The organism is Aeromicrobium sp. CFBP 8757 (assembly GCF_014841755.1).
Lineage (GTDB): Bacteria > Actinomycetota > Actinomycetes > Propionibacteriales > Nocardioidaceae > Aeromicrobium.
Window position 1 is genome coordinate 1 of record NZ_JACYUM010000002.1, and the last position, 12,284, is coordinate 12,284.

Annotated in this window: 15 protein-coding genes; 6 read left to right on the plus strand and 9 right to left on the minus strand. The window is 70.4% G+C overall.

Going from position 1 to position 12,284, the window contains the following annotated elements; all coding sequences use genetic code 11:
* Positions 1 to 74: 74 nt before the first annotated feature.
* The 7 genes from IFT73_RS06875 to IFT73_RS06905 form a co-directional block, all read right to left on the minus strand.
* Positions 75 to 668: a TetR family transcriptional regulator gene (locus IFT73_RS06875; protein ID WP_192166999.1), complete on the minus strand. Its 594-nt coding sequence runs from the start codon at positions 666 to 668 to the stop codon at positions 75 to 77.
* Positions 665 to 1,864, minus strand: coding sequence for an NAD(P)/FAD-dependent oxidoreductase (locus IFT73_RS06880; protein ID WP_192167000.1), 1,200 nt, complete (start codon positions 1,862 to 1,864; stop codon positions 665 to 667). Before IFT73_RS06880 ends, IFT73_RS06875 begins: the two co-directional genes overlap by 4 nt.
* A 7-nt stretch (positions 1,865 to 1,871) precedes the next feature.
* Positions 1,872 to 2,036 (minus strand): rubredoxin, encoded by a 165-nt coding sequence (locus IFT73_RS06885; protein WP_056612397.1) that lies wholly within the window; start codon positions 2,034 to 2,036, stop codon positions 1,872 to 1,874.
* Positions 2,033 to 2,284 carry a rubredoxin gene (locus IFT73_RS19390; protein ID WP_082556405.1) on the minus strand — a complete coding sequence of 84 codons (252 nt, stop codon included), beginning with the start codon at positions 2,282 to 2,284 and terminating at the stop codon, positions 2,033 to 2,035. The genes IFT73_RS06885 and IFT73_RS19390 overlap by 4 nt, the downstream gene beginning before the upstream one ends.
* Before the next feature lies 1 nt (position 2,285).
* The gene (locus IFT73_RS06895) at positions 2,286 to 3,479 is read right to left on the minus strand and encodes an alkane 1-monooxygenase (RefSeq protein ID WP_192167002.1); all 1,194 of its coding nucleotides are present in this window, start codon (positions 3,477 to 3,479) and stop codon (positions 2,286 to 2,288) included.
* Between the two features lie 72 nt (positions 3,480 to 3,551).
* Positions 3,552 to 5,216 carry a hypothetical protein gene (locus IFT73_RS06900; protein ID WP_192167003.1) on the minus strand — a complete coding sequence of 555 codons (1,665 nt, stop codon included), beginning with the start codon at positions 5,214 to 5,216 and terminating at the stop codon, positions 3,552 to 3,554.
* Entirely contained in the window at positions 5,213 to 5,647 is a 435-nt protein-coding gene (locus IFT73_RS06905; RefSeq protein WP_056612392.1) for a TadE/TadG family type IV pilus assembly protein, read from the minus strand. The genes IFT73_RS06900 and IFT73_RS06905 overlap by 4 nt, the downstream gene beginning before the upstream one ends.
* Positions 5,648 to 6,011: 364 nt before the next feature.
* Between IFT73_RS06905 and IFT73_RS06910 the strand changes: the two genes are divergently transcribed.
* From IFT73_RS06910 to IFT73_RS06935, 6 genes are all read left to right on the plus strand, one after another.
* Positions 6,012 to 6,200 (plus strand): hypothetical protein, encoded by a 189-nt coding sequence (locus IFT73_RS06910; RefSeq protein ID WP_192167004.1) that lies wholly within the window; start codon positions 6,012 to 6,014, stop codon positions 6,198 to 6,200.
* A 97-nt stretch (positions 6,201 to 6,297) separates the two neighbouring features.
* Positions 6,298 to 7,002, plus strand: a complete 705-nt coding sequence (locus IFT73_RS19530) for an RcpC/CpaB family pilus assembly protein (RefSeq protein ID WP_192167005.1) — start codon at positions 6,298 to 6,300, stop codon at positions 7,000 to 7,002.
* Positions 6,999 to 8,138, plus strand: a complete 1,140-nt coding sequence (locus IFT73_RS06920; protein ID WP_192167006.1) for an AAA family ATPase — start codon at positions 6,999 to 7,001, stop codon at positions 8,136 to 8,138. Before IFT73_RS19530 ends, IFT73_RS06920 begins: the two co-directional genes overlap by 4 nt.
* Entirely contained in the window at positions 8,135 to 9,625 is a 1,491-nt protein-coding gene (locus IFT73_RS06925) for a CpaF family protein (RefSeq protein WP_192167007.1), read from the plus strand. Before IFT73_RS06920 ends, IFT73_RS06925 begins: the two co-directional genes overlap by 4 nt.
* A gap of 1 nt (position 9,626) precedes the next feature.
* Positions 9,627 to 10,556, plus strand: a complete 930-nt coding sequence (locus IFT73_RS06930; protein WP_192167008.1) for a type II secretion system F family protein — start codon at positions 9,627 to 9,629, stop codon at positions 10,554 to 10,556.
* Positions 10,556 to 11,425, plus strand: coding sequence for a type II secretion system F family protein (locus IFT73_RS06935; RefSeq protein ID WP_192167009.1), 870 nt, complete (start codon positions 10,556 to 10,558; stop codon positions 11,423 to 11,425). Before IFT73_RS06930 ends, IFT73_RS06935 begins: the two co-directional genes overlap by 1 nt.
* Positions 11,426 to 11,438: 13 nt before the next feature.
* Here IFT73_RS06935 and IFT73_RS06940 read toward each other — a convergent pair whose 3' ends face one another.
* Together IFT73_RS06940 and IFT73_RS06945 are read right to left on the minus strand one after the other, a co-directional pair.
* Positions 11,439 to 11,729 carry a hypothetical protein gene (locus IFT73_RS06940; protein WP_192167010.1) on the minus strand — a complete coding sequence of 97 codons (291 nt, stop codon included), beginning with the start codon at positions 11,727 to 11,729 and terminating at the stop codon, positions 11,439 to 11,441.
* A complete protein-coding gene (locus IFT73_RS06945; RefSeq protein ID WP_192167011.1) occupies positions 11,729 to 12,283 on the minus strand; it encodes a hypothetical protein in 555 nt (184 codons plus the stop codon). Before IFT73_RS06945 ends, IFT73_RS06940 begins: the two co-directional genes overlap by 1 nt.
* Between the last annotated feature and the right edge of the window lies 1 nt (position 12,284).

Genomic DNA, 12,284 nt, shown 5'->3' on the forward strand with positions numbered 1-12,284 from the left:
GTTGTGCCGACGACACCACACCTACAAGGGCCACGGCATCCTGCACTGGACCACCAGACCCGACGCCGCGTGAGCTAGCCCGCCGTCGCCCCGTCGAGCATGAGGCCGACGATCCAGCCGATGTCGGCCGCTGCCTCGACCGGCGGCTTGGACGGACGCGTCAGGGCCGACAGCACGAGTCGCACGACCGCCTCGACGACGACCGCGAACTGCTCGGGCCCGAGCCCCGTCGGGGGGTACAGCTCCGCGACGGTCTGCTGGATGACCATGACGGCGGCGGCGACGATCTCGCCCGACTCGGTCGTCAGGATCATCAGGAAGTCGTGATCGCGATCGGCCGGCGCGAGACCGACGATCGTGCGCACCAGCAGGCTCTCCTCGCCCAGGAGCAGGGCCCCCTCGCACGCGGCCCTGATGCCGTCGCGCAGGTCGCGCTCCCCCTCCATGCGAGCACGGACGACCGCGAGGAACCGCTGGAGCTCGCGCAGGGCCAGGTGCTCGGCCAGGCCGTGCTTGGTGCCGAACTCGTTGTAGACGGTCTGCCGGCTGACCCCGGCCGCGGTCGCGACGCCGGACATCGTGACCGACGACCACCCGGAGCCCTCGATCGTCGCCTGCGCGGCGTCGAGCAGCCGTTCACGGACGGGCGCACGGCCCCCCGCGGTCACGTCGTGGCGTCCTCACCGATCATGTCGTCCAGCCTCGCACCTGCTGCGATCCACTCCCGCGCCGCCCTGACCTCACGGGGTCGCCCGACCGACACGACACCTCGCACCACGCCGTCGTCGAGCAGGTAGGCGACGAAGTCCCGCTCGTCCAGCGACCCGCGCACGACGAGGTCGTGGGCCGCGTCGGGCCATCCCGCCACCTGGAGGTTCAGCCCGTACTGGTCGGACCAGCACCACGGCACCTCCTCGAACGCGACGTCACCCCCGGCCATGACCCGGCCGACGGCCGTCCCGTGGTTCTGCGCGCCCTGCCAGTGCTCGACCCGGTGACGTCCGCCCAGGACCGGGCGCGGCTGGTTGGCGACGTCCCCGGCGGCGAAGACGCCCTCGACGGACGTGCGTCCGTGGGCGTCGACCAGGACTCCCCCGCCGTCGACCGGATCGGCCAGCGCGATGCCGGCGGCCTCGGCGAGCTCGGTGCGCGGCTCCATGCCGACCGCGACGACGACGACCGGGGCCGTCCACGACCGTCCGTCGGTGGTCCGCACCGTGGTGCCGTCCGCGCCGTCCTCGACGGCCGCCACCGATACCCCGGTGTGCAGGTCGGTGCCCTCGGCGCGGTGGACGTCGGCGTACATGCGGCCCAGCGCGGCCGGCAGGAGGCGCGGCAGCGGGAGGGTCGCGGTCTCGAGCAGCGTGACGTCGCACCCCAGCTCGCGGGCGCTCGCCGCGATCTCCGAGCCGATCAGGCCGGCGCCGACCACGACGACGGGGGTTCCGGCGGCGAGCTCACCGGCCAGGCGCGGGACGTCGTCGAGCGTCCGCAGGGTACGGACGCCCGCGGCGTCCCACGGCGACCTGGCCCGGCCGCCCGTCGCCAGCAGCAGCCGGTCGTACGCCAGCGACGAGCCGTCGTCGAGGCCGACGGTCCGGTTCTCGACGTCGATCGCGAGCGCCGCCCGGCCCGTCACCAGGGTCACGTCCTTGTCGACGAACCACTCGGCCTTCTTGATGCGGATCTCGTCGGGCGACTTCTCACCCCGCACGATCTCCTTGCTGACCGGCGGACGCCGGTAGGGCAGCTCGGGCTCCTCGCCGACCAGGTGGATCGACCCGTCGTACCCCGCCGCCCTCATGGCCGCGACGGCGCTGACGCCGGCGATGCCGGTGCCGATGACGACGGTGCGGCCGGTCATCGGTGTGTCACAGCTCGACCATGACGAAGTCGGCCTTGGACGCACCGCAGTCGGGGCACGTCCAGTCGTCGGGGATGTCGTCCCACTTGGTGCCGGGGGCGATGTCCTCCTCGGGCCATCCCTCCGCCTCGTCGTAGACGAACCCGCACTGCTGGCACTCGAACCGCTTCACGATGTCTCCTTCTGCTGTTGACGCGTCTGCGCCGCTCGCGCCTCTGCGCTGATGATCCGGCCGTCCTGGTCGTTGTGCTCGAACTCCTCGATCGGCAGGAAGTCGACCTGCTCGCGCACCCCGCAGTCGGGGCAGGTCCAGTCTGCGTCGATGTCGGCGAACGGCGTGCCGGCGGGCCATCCCTCGCGGGGGTCGCCCTTCGTCTCGTCGTAGACGTACTCGCAGTTGGGGCAGATGAACTGTGCCACGTCAGACCGTCGCCTTCCCGTGCTTGCGCTCGTACGCATCCGCCGTCCGCGGGTGCAGGTTGGTGCGGGTCAGGTCGCCGTCGTAGTGGTCGATGACCCGGTGGTCCATGACGCGCCGCCACACCTGCGGGACCCACGTCAGCACGATCATGCCCGCGTAGCCGGTCGGCAGCACGGGAGCCTCCTTGAAGTCGCGCAGCGCCTGGTACCGACGGGTCGGGTTGGCGTGGTGGTCGCTGTGCCGCTGCAGGTGGTAGAGCAGCACGTTGGTGCCGATGTTGTTGGAGTTCCAGCTGTGGCTCGGGTTGACCCGCTCGTACCGGCCTGACTCGAGCTTCTGACGCTTCATGCCGTAGTGCTCGAGGAAGTTGACCGACTCGAGCAGCCAGATGCCCGCGACGGCCTGCAGCACGAGGTACGGGAAGATCTGCCACCCGAACGCGACCATGAGTCCGGCCCAGAGGACGACCGAGAACGCCCAGGCGTTGAGCACGTCGTTCTTCGGCGACCAGTGGGACGTGCCGAGCCGCGCGAAGCGCTTCTTCTCCAGGCCCCAGGCACTCCTGAGGCTGCCGGCGACCGTGCGCGGCATGAACTCCCAGACGGTCTCGCCCAGACGTCCGCTGGCGGGGTCCTCGGGGGTCGCGACACGGACGTGGTGACCGCGGTTGTGCTCGATGAAGAAGTGGCCGTAGAACGTCTGGGCGAGCGCGGCGCGCGCGAACCAGCGCTCGTACTCGACCTTCTTGTGGCCGAGCTCGTGGGCGGTGTTGATGCCGATGCCGGCGACCATGCCGAGACCGAGGGCCAGGCCGATCTTCGCGGCGACCGACAACGGCTCGTCGATGCCGGGGAGGGTGCCCCCGCCCAGGAGGTACGAGCCCCAGATCAGACCGCCGATCTGCGCGGGGATGAACAGGTACGTCACCCAGCGGTAGTAGCGGTCGTCCTCGAGCTGCTCGAGCACCTCGTCGGGAGGGTTCTCACCGTCGCGGCCCGCGATCAGGTCGGCGATCGGCACGATCACGAACAGGAAGAACGGGCCGAAGTACCAGACGACGGTCGATCCCGTGAGGACGTACAGGCCCCACATGCTGACGGGGATCAGGGGGACGATGGCCCCGATGATCCAGAGATAACGCTTGCGGTCGCGCCACTGGACGGTCGTGCCGTCGACGGTCGCCTCGATGGTCATGGCTCCTCCTCGGTGCGCCGTGGGAGCGGCGCTTTACACGAAGGTAGCAAATGTAAAGTGACGTGGCAATGGTCACTTGCGGAGGCCGAAGACGCTGCACGTGCTCATCTTGTCGAGCGTCACGGCCGCACCGTTGAGCGAGAGGCCGAGGCCCGCGAGCCCCGTGTTGAGCGCCGTCGTCAGCTGCGAACCGAGGTTCACGCCTCCCCCGTTGAGGATCACCGCGGAGGTCCTTCCCGAGTTCGAGAGCAGGGTGGCGAGGCTGACCGGGCCGACCAGGTCGGAGCCGACACCGCCCACGTGGTTCCAGGTGCTGGGCGACTGCGTGAACGTGTGGGTCGACGTCGAGGCCAGCGCCTGGGGCAGACCGACCTGCACCTGCAGCAGCGGACTCAGCACCTCGAGGCTCAACGAACCGTTGGTTGCCGAGGTCGTCGTCGAGACCGACACGTCCGGGCTCGGCTCGCACGCGTTGACGGCCGTCACCCTGGTGGTGGCGCTGACGGCCCCCAGCACGAGCTTGAACCGCAGGACGTCCATGCCGTCGCTGCCCCAGCTGCCGCCCAGGGTCGACAGCAGGGAACCCACCAGGCCGCCCAGCGCGCACACGAGGTCGAGGACGCCGCACTTCTTGTACTTGGGCACCGACAACGTGACGTTGGCCTCGAGCGACACCTGCGACGCCGTGACCTCCGAGCCCGCACCGCCGCAGACGGTCTTGGGAGGGTTGACGACCGTCGCCTTGAGACTCGTGATCGCGAAGCCGGGCACCGTCACGCCGAGCTGCTTGAGATCGACGACGTGCGCACCGTCGAAGGCCATCACCGTGCCGGTCAGCAGGTCGAAGACGTTGACGTCACCCGACAGCACCGCGGCGCTGTTGCCCACTCCGAGCTGCAGAAGCTCGCCGAGCTTGATCGTCTCGGAGATGCCGGCGGAGCCGCTGACGGACGCGATCCGGTTGAGCTCCGAGACGACGCCGGTCGCGGCACCGCCGGGCTGCTTCTCGAGCACGCGGACCGCCGCGCCGGCCAGGCTGCCGAGCGTCACGTCGGCGTCGAGGGGCGACGACGGGTTGGCGACGTTGAGCTCGGCGACGAGCTGGGCCAGCGGGACGCTGACGCTCTTGATCGCCACCAGGCCGGCGCTGGAGAAGACCGCCGCGGACGTCGGAGCGATCTCGTTGAGGAAGTTCGACAGGGGCGTTCCGCCGGCCGACGTGTCGAGCGCTGCGAGGTAGGAGCCGGCCGTGATGCAGGCCGCTCGGGGCTGGCGAGCGGCGATCGCGGTGCGGCGTGGCTTCGCGGGATCGCTGCCGGGCCACAGGCGTATCGAGCTGACGCCCGAGGCGCTGACCCGGACGGCGTTGGGGTACTCGGCCCCACCGGCGTCCCTCAGCCACGTGCCGTCGGCCTTGGCCATGCCGAACGTGACGACGACGTCGGAGTCGGCGACCGTCGCGGCCACCGACGGGCGGTTGCGAGCCAACGTCGCGGCCAGGGCGGACGTGTAGGCGCTCGACGCCTTGATCTGGTCGGTCGTCTTCGAGCCGTCGATGACGGTCGACACGTCCATCGCCGTCGTGTCGGCCAACGACTGCATGTCGGTGCGGACGATGCGGTCGATGCCGAGGTCGACGACGAAGGCCGCGACGACCATCAGGACCGTCGTGATGAGGACCGTGAAGACCATGATCGCGCCGCGCTCGTCGCGCGGGGCCCGGTGCGGGCGCCTCACTGCGACACCCGCGCGGACGACACGTACGTCAGGGCCGACGGGTACAGGGCGCCCGGCACGAACGGCATCGACCCCGTGACCTGGTGATCGCGGTAGTTGTACGTCAGGCGCACGGTGACGCACTTCTTGTCACCGTCGCACGTGGTCGGAGCGCTGACCGAGCACGTGCCGGCTGCGACCCCCTTGCGACTCAGCACCCCGCCTGCGCACGTGACGTCGGCCTGCGCTCCCAGGGTCCCGTTGATCGCGGCCAGGGCATCGCTCGTGCGTGCCGACGTCGTGGCGTTCAGCGGCTGCACGGCGGCCGCCCGCGCGCCCTCGGTCGCCGCCTGGCTGAGTGCCTGACGGAAGCTGAACATCGTGCCCATGCCGATCAGCAGGAAGATCAGGAACAGGAAGAACGGCAGCACCAGCACGAACTCGATGGTCACCGCTCCCCGGTCGGCCTCCTGCGACTGACGACTCCTCCGCTGCATCCGCATCTCCCTCAGCCCTCCCAAGCCGGGCGCCCCGACCTCGGGCGCGTAGTCCCACAGTAGGGATGAAGGTCCCTACCTGGCGGTGGAATGCGTGATCTGAGCCACAAAGACCATGTTGGCGGGTCAACGCGGACAGGGGGTCATAGTTCTTTCGAACTATCTTTGGCGGGACTTTGGTCTTTTTGTCCCGAATCCTGTTGCAGACCTCTCCGGCAGGTCTAACTTCTTCTCAAGCGCTTCCGCTCGGAGGTGCTCAGGGAGTGGCGCTGAGGGGCGCCAACTAGGGAGAGGGAGTGTGATCCACATGTGGTCACCCATGCACACCATCGCGTTCGTCAAGTCGGTCCTGTTCCAGGCGGCGGAGTCTCGTGAGGAGCGCGGGGCCGCGTTCACCGAGTACGTCGTGCTCGTCGGCGCCGTCGTCGCCTTCGTCGTCGCGGTGGGCTTCGGTCTGCTTCAGACGGGGCTCTCCACCAAGATCACCGATATCGCCGGCGATCTGTAAGCCACACCAGCTCGTGTCAGCGGGTCGTCTCTCGGGAGGCGCCCGCTGACGCGTGCTGTCACGACAGCACCGCAACCGTGAGGGTGGTTGAGCACGCGTGAACATCAACAAGCGAGTCGTCGCCGCGATCGCCGCGGTCGTCCTGGCGCTGCTGGGGATCGTGAGCCTCGTCGCCTACGTCAACGACGCCGACGACCGGGCCTTCGAGGGCACCGAGCTCGTGCCGGCGCTCCGGGTCGTCAGCGACGTGCCTGCCGGCACGAAGGCGTCCGACCTGGGCGACACCGTCGAGACCGTCCAGCTGCCGAAGGCAGCAGTGCCCGACACCGCCGTGACGACGCTCGACGACGTCGCAGGTCTGGTCACGACGTCCGCGCTGGTTCCCGGCGAGGTGCTCGTCTCGGGCCGGTTCGGCGACACCGCGGACGGCTCGGGCGCCGACGGCGGCAAGGGCGTCGAGGTGCCGAAGGGCATGCAGGAGATCACGATCAAGGTCCCCGCGGTGCGCGCGCTCGGCGGGACGCTGAAGGCCGGCGACTCCGTCGGCGTGGCCGCGAGCTACGACGCCGAGCGCCAGACCAACTTCGCGGTCAACAAGGTGCTGGTGCTGTCGAGCAAGGGGGTCGCCGGCATCGGTGCGGACGGCGAGACCGACGAGTACGAGGTGCGCCTGGCCGTCATGTCGCTCGACGCCGAGAAGATCGTCCACACCGCCGAGTTCGGACGCATCTACCTGACCAAGCAGGGCGACGACGCAGAGATCGACCGCCGCCTCGTGACCGCGGACGGCGTCCTGAAGTGAGCACTGTCCTGCTCGTCGCGGTCGACCCGGCGTTCGGGGAGCGGGTCTCCTCGCTCCCCGGGCACCGGGTAGTCTCCGCCGACCGGCAGGCAGACCTCTCGGCGTCAGACGAGCCGAGGTCGGACCTCCACCCCGATGTCGTCTTCGTCGGATCAGGCGTCTCGGAGGAGCGGGCGCTCACGTACGCGCGCGACGTGCTGGCCGACTGGCCCGATCTCGTCATGGTGCTGGTGGCGCCGCCGACCCGCGGCGTCGCGCGTCGGGCCGCCAAGGCGGGCTTCGCCCACGTGATCGATCCCGCCACGGACGCCGCCGACCTGGCGCGACTGGTCGACGGCGAGACCCGGGACCCCGAGCAGGGCCACGCCGCGTCGGTCGCACCCCGGGTCGTCGTCGTGGCCTCGCCCAAGGGCGGCGTGGGCAAGACCACGACGGCGGTGAACCTGACGGCCGTCCTGGCGGCGGCAGCCCCGTGGGAGGTCGTGCTGATCGACCTCGACCTGCAGTTCGGCGACGTCGCGTCGATGCTCGACCTGCGCCCCGAGCACACCGTCGTCGACGCGTTCGCCTCCGAGGGCGTCGACTCGATGTACGTGCGCACGTTGCTGTCGACCCACCCCGACGGCTTCTACGTGCTGTGCGGCGCGACCGGTCCGGCCGACTGCGCCGACGTCACGGGCGACCGGATCCGCAAGCTCGTCAGCCAGCTGTCCGCCTCGTTCCGCTACGTCGTCGTCGACACGTCGGCCGGGCTCCTGGAGGAGACGCTGTCGAGCCTCGAGGAGGCCTCCGACGTCGTCATGGTGACGGCGCTGGACGTCGCGACGCTGCGATCGGCCCGCAAGGCCCTCGACGTCCTCGGCGACCTCGGACTGCTCCCGTCGGGACGTCACGTGCTGCTCAACCGCGCCGACCGCCGGGCCGGGCTCTCCGTCCGCGACGCGGAGCGCATGCTCGGCCTGCCGATCACGGCCGTCGTGCCGATGTCGGACCGGGTCGCGCTGGCCGCCAACCACGGCCGGCTGGCCGTCGGGACGAAGAGGAACCCCCTCCGCAAGCCGTTGCAGGTCCTGACCGCCGAGATCACCGAATCCAGGACCCTCCACCACACCCACCGAGGGGAGAAGCTCTCATGAGTCTCGCCGACCGCATCGCCGCCAAGCACCGCCAGGAACCGGGCCACCCCGCCCCTCCCCTGGTCGACACGCCGCCGACTCGTCAGCACTTCCCCACCTCGCCGCGGCCGCCTCAGACGTCCTCGGACCTCGGGTCGACCGCCGTGCCGGCACCCCCGCGTCCGCCGGTCCGGACCGCCACGACGACCACGGCCCCGGCCCCTGCCCCGGCCTCCGTCACGGACGGCCTCGCCCAGACCAAGGCCCGCGTGCTGTCGGTGCTCTACGAGCGCATCGGCTCGCGCATCAACGATCCCGACCTGACCGAGGCCCAGCTGCACGACCTCGTGCGCTCGGAGCTCGCGAAGGTCGTCGACGACGAGCGTCTCGTGCTGGCACCCGGCGAGCGACGCACCGTCCTGCAGGAGCTCGAGGACGACGCCCTCGGCCTCGGACCCCTGCAGCGCCTGCTGGAGGACCCGACCGTCACCGAGATCATGGTCAACGGCCACGACACGATCTACGTCGAGCGCAACGGCATCACGCTGTCGGGACTGCGCTTCACCGACGAGGACCACCTGCGGCGCGTCATCGAGCGCATCGTCGCGCGCGTCGGACGCCGCATCGACGAGTCGTCGCCGCTGGTGGACGCCCGCCTGCAGGACGGGTCACGGGTCAACGCGGTCATCCCGCCGCTCGCGGTCAACGGGTCGTCCCTGACGATCCGCAAGTTCTCCGACACCCCGTTCACGGTGGACGACCTGATCTCGTTCGGCTCGTTCAGCCCGCAGCTCGCCGAGTTCTTCCGCGGGTGCGTCGAGGCGAAGCTCAACATCCTCGTGTCGGGCGGCACCGGGACCGGCAAGACGACGATGCTCAACGTGCTGTCGTCGTTCATCCCCGCGACCGAGCGCATCGTGACGATCGAGGACGCCGTCGAGCTCAAGCTGCAGCAGGACCACGTCGTGACGCTCGAGAGCCGCCCCCCGAACATCGAGGGCAACGGCGAGGTGACGATCCGCGACCTGGTGCGCAACTCGCTGCGCATGCGACCCGACCGCATCATCGTCGGCGAGTGCCGCGGCGGCGAGGCGCTCGACATGCTGCAGGCCATGAACACGGGACACGAGGGGTCGATCTCGACCCTGCACGCCAACAGCCCGCGCGACGCGCTCGCCCGTCTGGAGACGCTCGTGCTGATGGCAGGGATGGAGCTTCCGCTGCGAGCCATCCGCGAGCAGACCGCATCGGCGATCGACCTCGTCATCCAGATCCAGCGCATGCGCGACGGCAGCCGCCGGGTCACACACGTGACCGAGGTGATCGGCATGGAGGGCGACATCGTGACGCTGCAGGACGCCTTCGTGTTCGACCACTCACCGGGACTCGACGAGAACGGCCGTCCACGGGGCGAGGCACGACCGACCGGGCTGCGGCCGCGCTTCCTCGACCGGTTCGACGAAGCGGGCGTGCCGTACGACCTCTCGATGTTCGACCCGGCGGCCTGACGTGCTCGCCGCAGGCGTGCTGTTCGTGCTGCTCGCGCTGGCGCTGGTGGTCTACCTCCTGACCGCGCCACCTGCGCCGCGCGTGCCGGTCGAACGACGGCTCGCCCCGGGCGAGGTACGCACCACTCCGCTCGAGGCACTCGTCGAGCGCATGGAGGCGACGGTCGACCGGGTGCTGCGCAGCCGAGGCTGGAATCCCTTCCCGAGTCGTGACCTCGAGATGGCCGGCATCCGGATGCAGCAGTCCAGCTTCGCGACGGCCGTCATCGTGACTGCGGTGGTCGTCTTCATGCTGGGCTACGTGCTCGGCGGCGTGCTGGTCGGGCTGCTGCTGGGTGCGCTGGTGCCGTTCGGTGCGCGCGTCGTGATCGGCTCGCGCAAGCGCAAGCGGCAGGATGCCTTCGCCGACCAGCTGGAGTCGACGCTCGAGGTCATCTCGTCGGCCCTGCGCGCCGGACACAGCCTGCCGAGCGCGCTCGACACCGTCTCCGCCGATGCCCAGAGCCCGACGGCCGAGGAGTTCGCCCGCATCGTGAACGAGGGCCGGCTGGGGCTCGACACCGTCGACGCGATGCGCGAGACCGCGACCCGCATGCGCAGCGAGGACTTCGGCTGGGTCACCGATGCCGTCGCGATCCAGCGCGACACCGGCGGCAACCTCAGCGAGGTGCTCGACCGGGTCGGCGAGACGATCCGCGAGCGCAACACCCTCGCCAAGCAGGTGCGCGCGATCTCGGCGGAAGGTCGAGCGTCGTCGAAGGTCATGATGGCGCTGCCGATCGTGATGGCCGCGTTCATGTTCTGGCGCAACCCCAGCACGTTCACTCCCCTGTTCACGACCGGGACCGGCCAGCTGCTGCTGGGCGTCTCTGGGGTGCTCTACGTGGTCGGGTACTTCTGGATCGGCAAGCTCGTGGATGTGAAGGTCTGATGCTGCTTCTCGGAACCGCGCTGATCATGGGCGCCTGCACGCTCCTGTTCGTCAGTCTGGGACTCACCGTGCCCCGGCCTGCAGCCACCTCGGGCGCGACGTGGCGACGTGCACGGCCCTCGGGGTCGGCAGCGATCTTCGTCGACAACGACGTCGAGTCGCTCGGGCGCCTGAGGATGCTGACGCTGCCGCTGCTCGTGCGTCGCGCCGAGCGCAACATCGCACTGTCCGGGCACCGGGCCGGCTGGACGCTCCGACGGTTGATGCTGGTCAAGACCGTGGCCGCGACCATCGCAGCCGTCCTGATGATGTCGCTGTGGGCCGCGAGTCCCTCGGGCCGGGGACTCGCCCTGTCGATCGTCGTCACGGGAGCGGCGTTCTTCTACCCCGATCTCTGGCTCAGCTCGCGGGCCAAGGAGCGGCAGCTGGCCCTGGAGCGCGAGCTGCCGGACCTGCTCGACCAGGTCATCATCGCGATCGAGTCGGGCATGACCTTCGAGGGCGCCCTCGCCCGTGTCGGCGAACGAGGATCGGGGCCGCTGGCCCAGGAGTTCATGCGGACCCTGCAGGACATGCGGCTCGGCATGTCACGCCGGGCCGCCTACAACGCCCTGGCCGATCGGACGACGATCCCCGATCTCAAGCGCTTCTGCAAGCAGATCATCCAGGCCGAGGAGTTCGGCGTCTCGACCGCGACCCTGGTGCGCAACCTCGCCGCCGAGATGCGCGTCAAGCGGCGCTTCCGCGCCGAGGAGACGGCCCAGAAGCTGCCGGTCAAGATGATCTTCCCCCTGGTGTTCTGCTTCTTCCCGGTGCTGTTCGTCGTCATCCTGTTCCCCGCCTTCTACGGGATCGGCCAGAACCTCTGACCTCGCCGGACGATCAGCCGATCAGGCGGATCCAGAGGCGCCGCCAGAAGCCGGAGGCCTCGGCCAGGCGCCGCCGACGCTCGGCGCGGCGCGCGTCCTCGTGGGCGCCGGCGCCGGCGAACGAGGCGGCCCCGATGGCGTCGCCGACGGCACCCGAGCCGTTCCCCGAGCCGATCGAGCCCGCCGCAGCGGCCAGGCCCGTCAGGGTGGCGAAGCACTGCTCGCACAGGGGCCGGCCGGTGGGCGAGACCTTGCTCGCGCGACGGACTCCGCACTCGGCGCAGGTGTTCATGGTGGTTGCCATCATGGCTCCTTCGGTGTGCTCGGTCGGGGAGGGCGCCGGGGGTGTCGGAGGGCGGATGCCGGCTCGCCGGCGGCACAGGCGACCAGCGCCACCAGCCACCAGCCGGCCGTGATCGCCAGCGCGGCCGGGCCGGCCGAGGCGCTGACCAGATCGGGGCCCGTGCCACCGGCCGCCACGCTGGTCAGCCCGATCGCGAGCAACGCCTGCGGCGCCCACGCGTGCGGGCCCACCAGCCGGACGGCCACGAGCCCGCACCCGCACAGCGCGAACGTCCAGGCCGCGACGGGCGTCGCGATCGGGCGATCCAGCATGACCACGGCACCCGAGAGCGCCACGGCGGTGGACGTCAGGCCCGCCGCCAGACGGAACCGTCGCGTGAACCGCGCCGACTGACGCTCGAGCTGGGTGTGCGGCGTCGAGGCCACCGGCAGCGAGAACAGAGCCGTGAGCGACGGCAGGCAGATCCACAGCGGCGTCGACCGCACGCCCAGAGGCAGCTCGACGCTGACCTGCGCCCAGTGGCGCATGGCCGCCGCTGCAACGACACAGGCCACG

Coding starts and splice junctions, on each gene's coding strand:
- IFT73_RS06880 (WP_192167000.1), bottom strand. CDS start 1,864: ATGACCGGCCGCACCGTCGTCATCGGCACCGGCATCGCCGGCGTCAGC.
- IFT73_RS06895 (WP_192167002.1), bottom strand. CDS start 3,479: ATGACCATCGAGGCGACCGTCGACGGCACGACCGTCCAGTGGCGCGAC.
- IFT73_RS06910 (WP_192167004.1), top strand. CDS start 6,012: ATGCACACCATCGCGTTCGTCAAGTCGGTCCTGTTCCAGGCGGCGGAG.
- IFT73_RS06925 (WP_192167007.1), top strand. CDS start 8,135: ATGAGTCTCGCCGACCGCATCGCCGCCAAGCACCGCCAGGAACCGGGC.
- IFT73_RS06935 (WP_192167009.1), top strand. CDS start 10,556: ATGCTGCTTCTCGGAACCGCGCTGATCATGGGCGCCTGCACGCTCCTG.
- IFT73_RS06940 (WP_192167010.1), bottom strand. CDS start 11,729: ATGGCAACCACCATGAACACCTGCGCCGAGTGCGGAGTCCGTCGCGCG.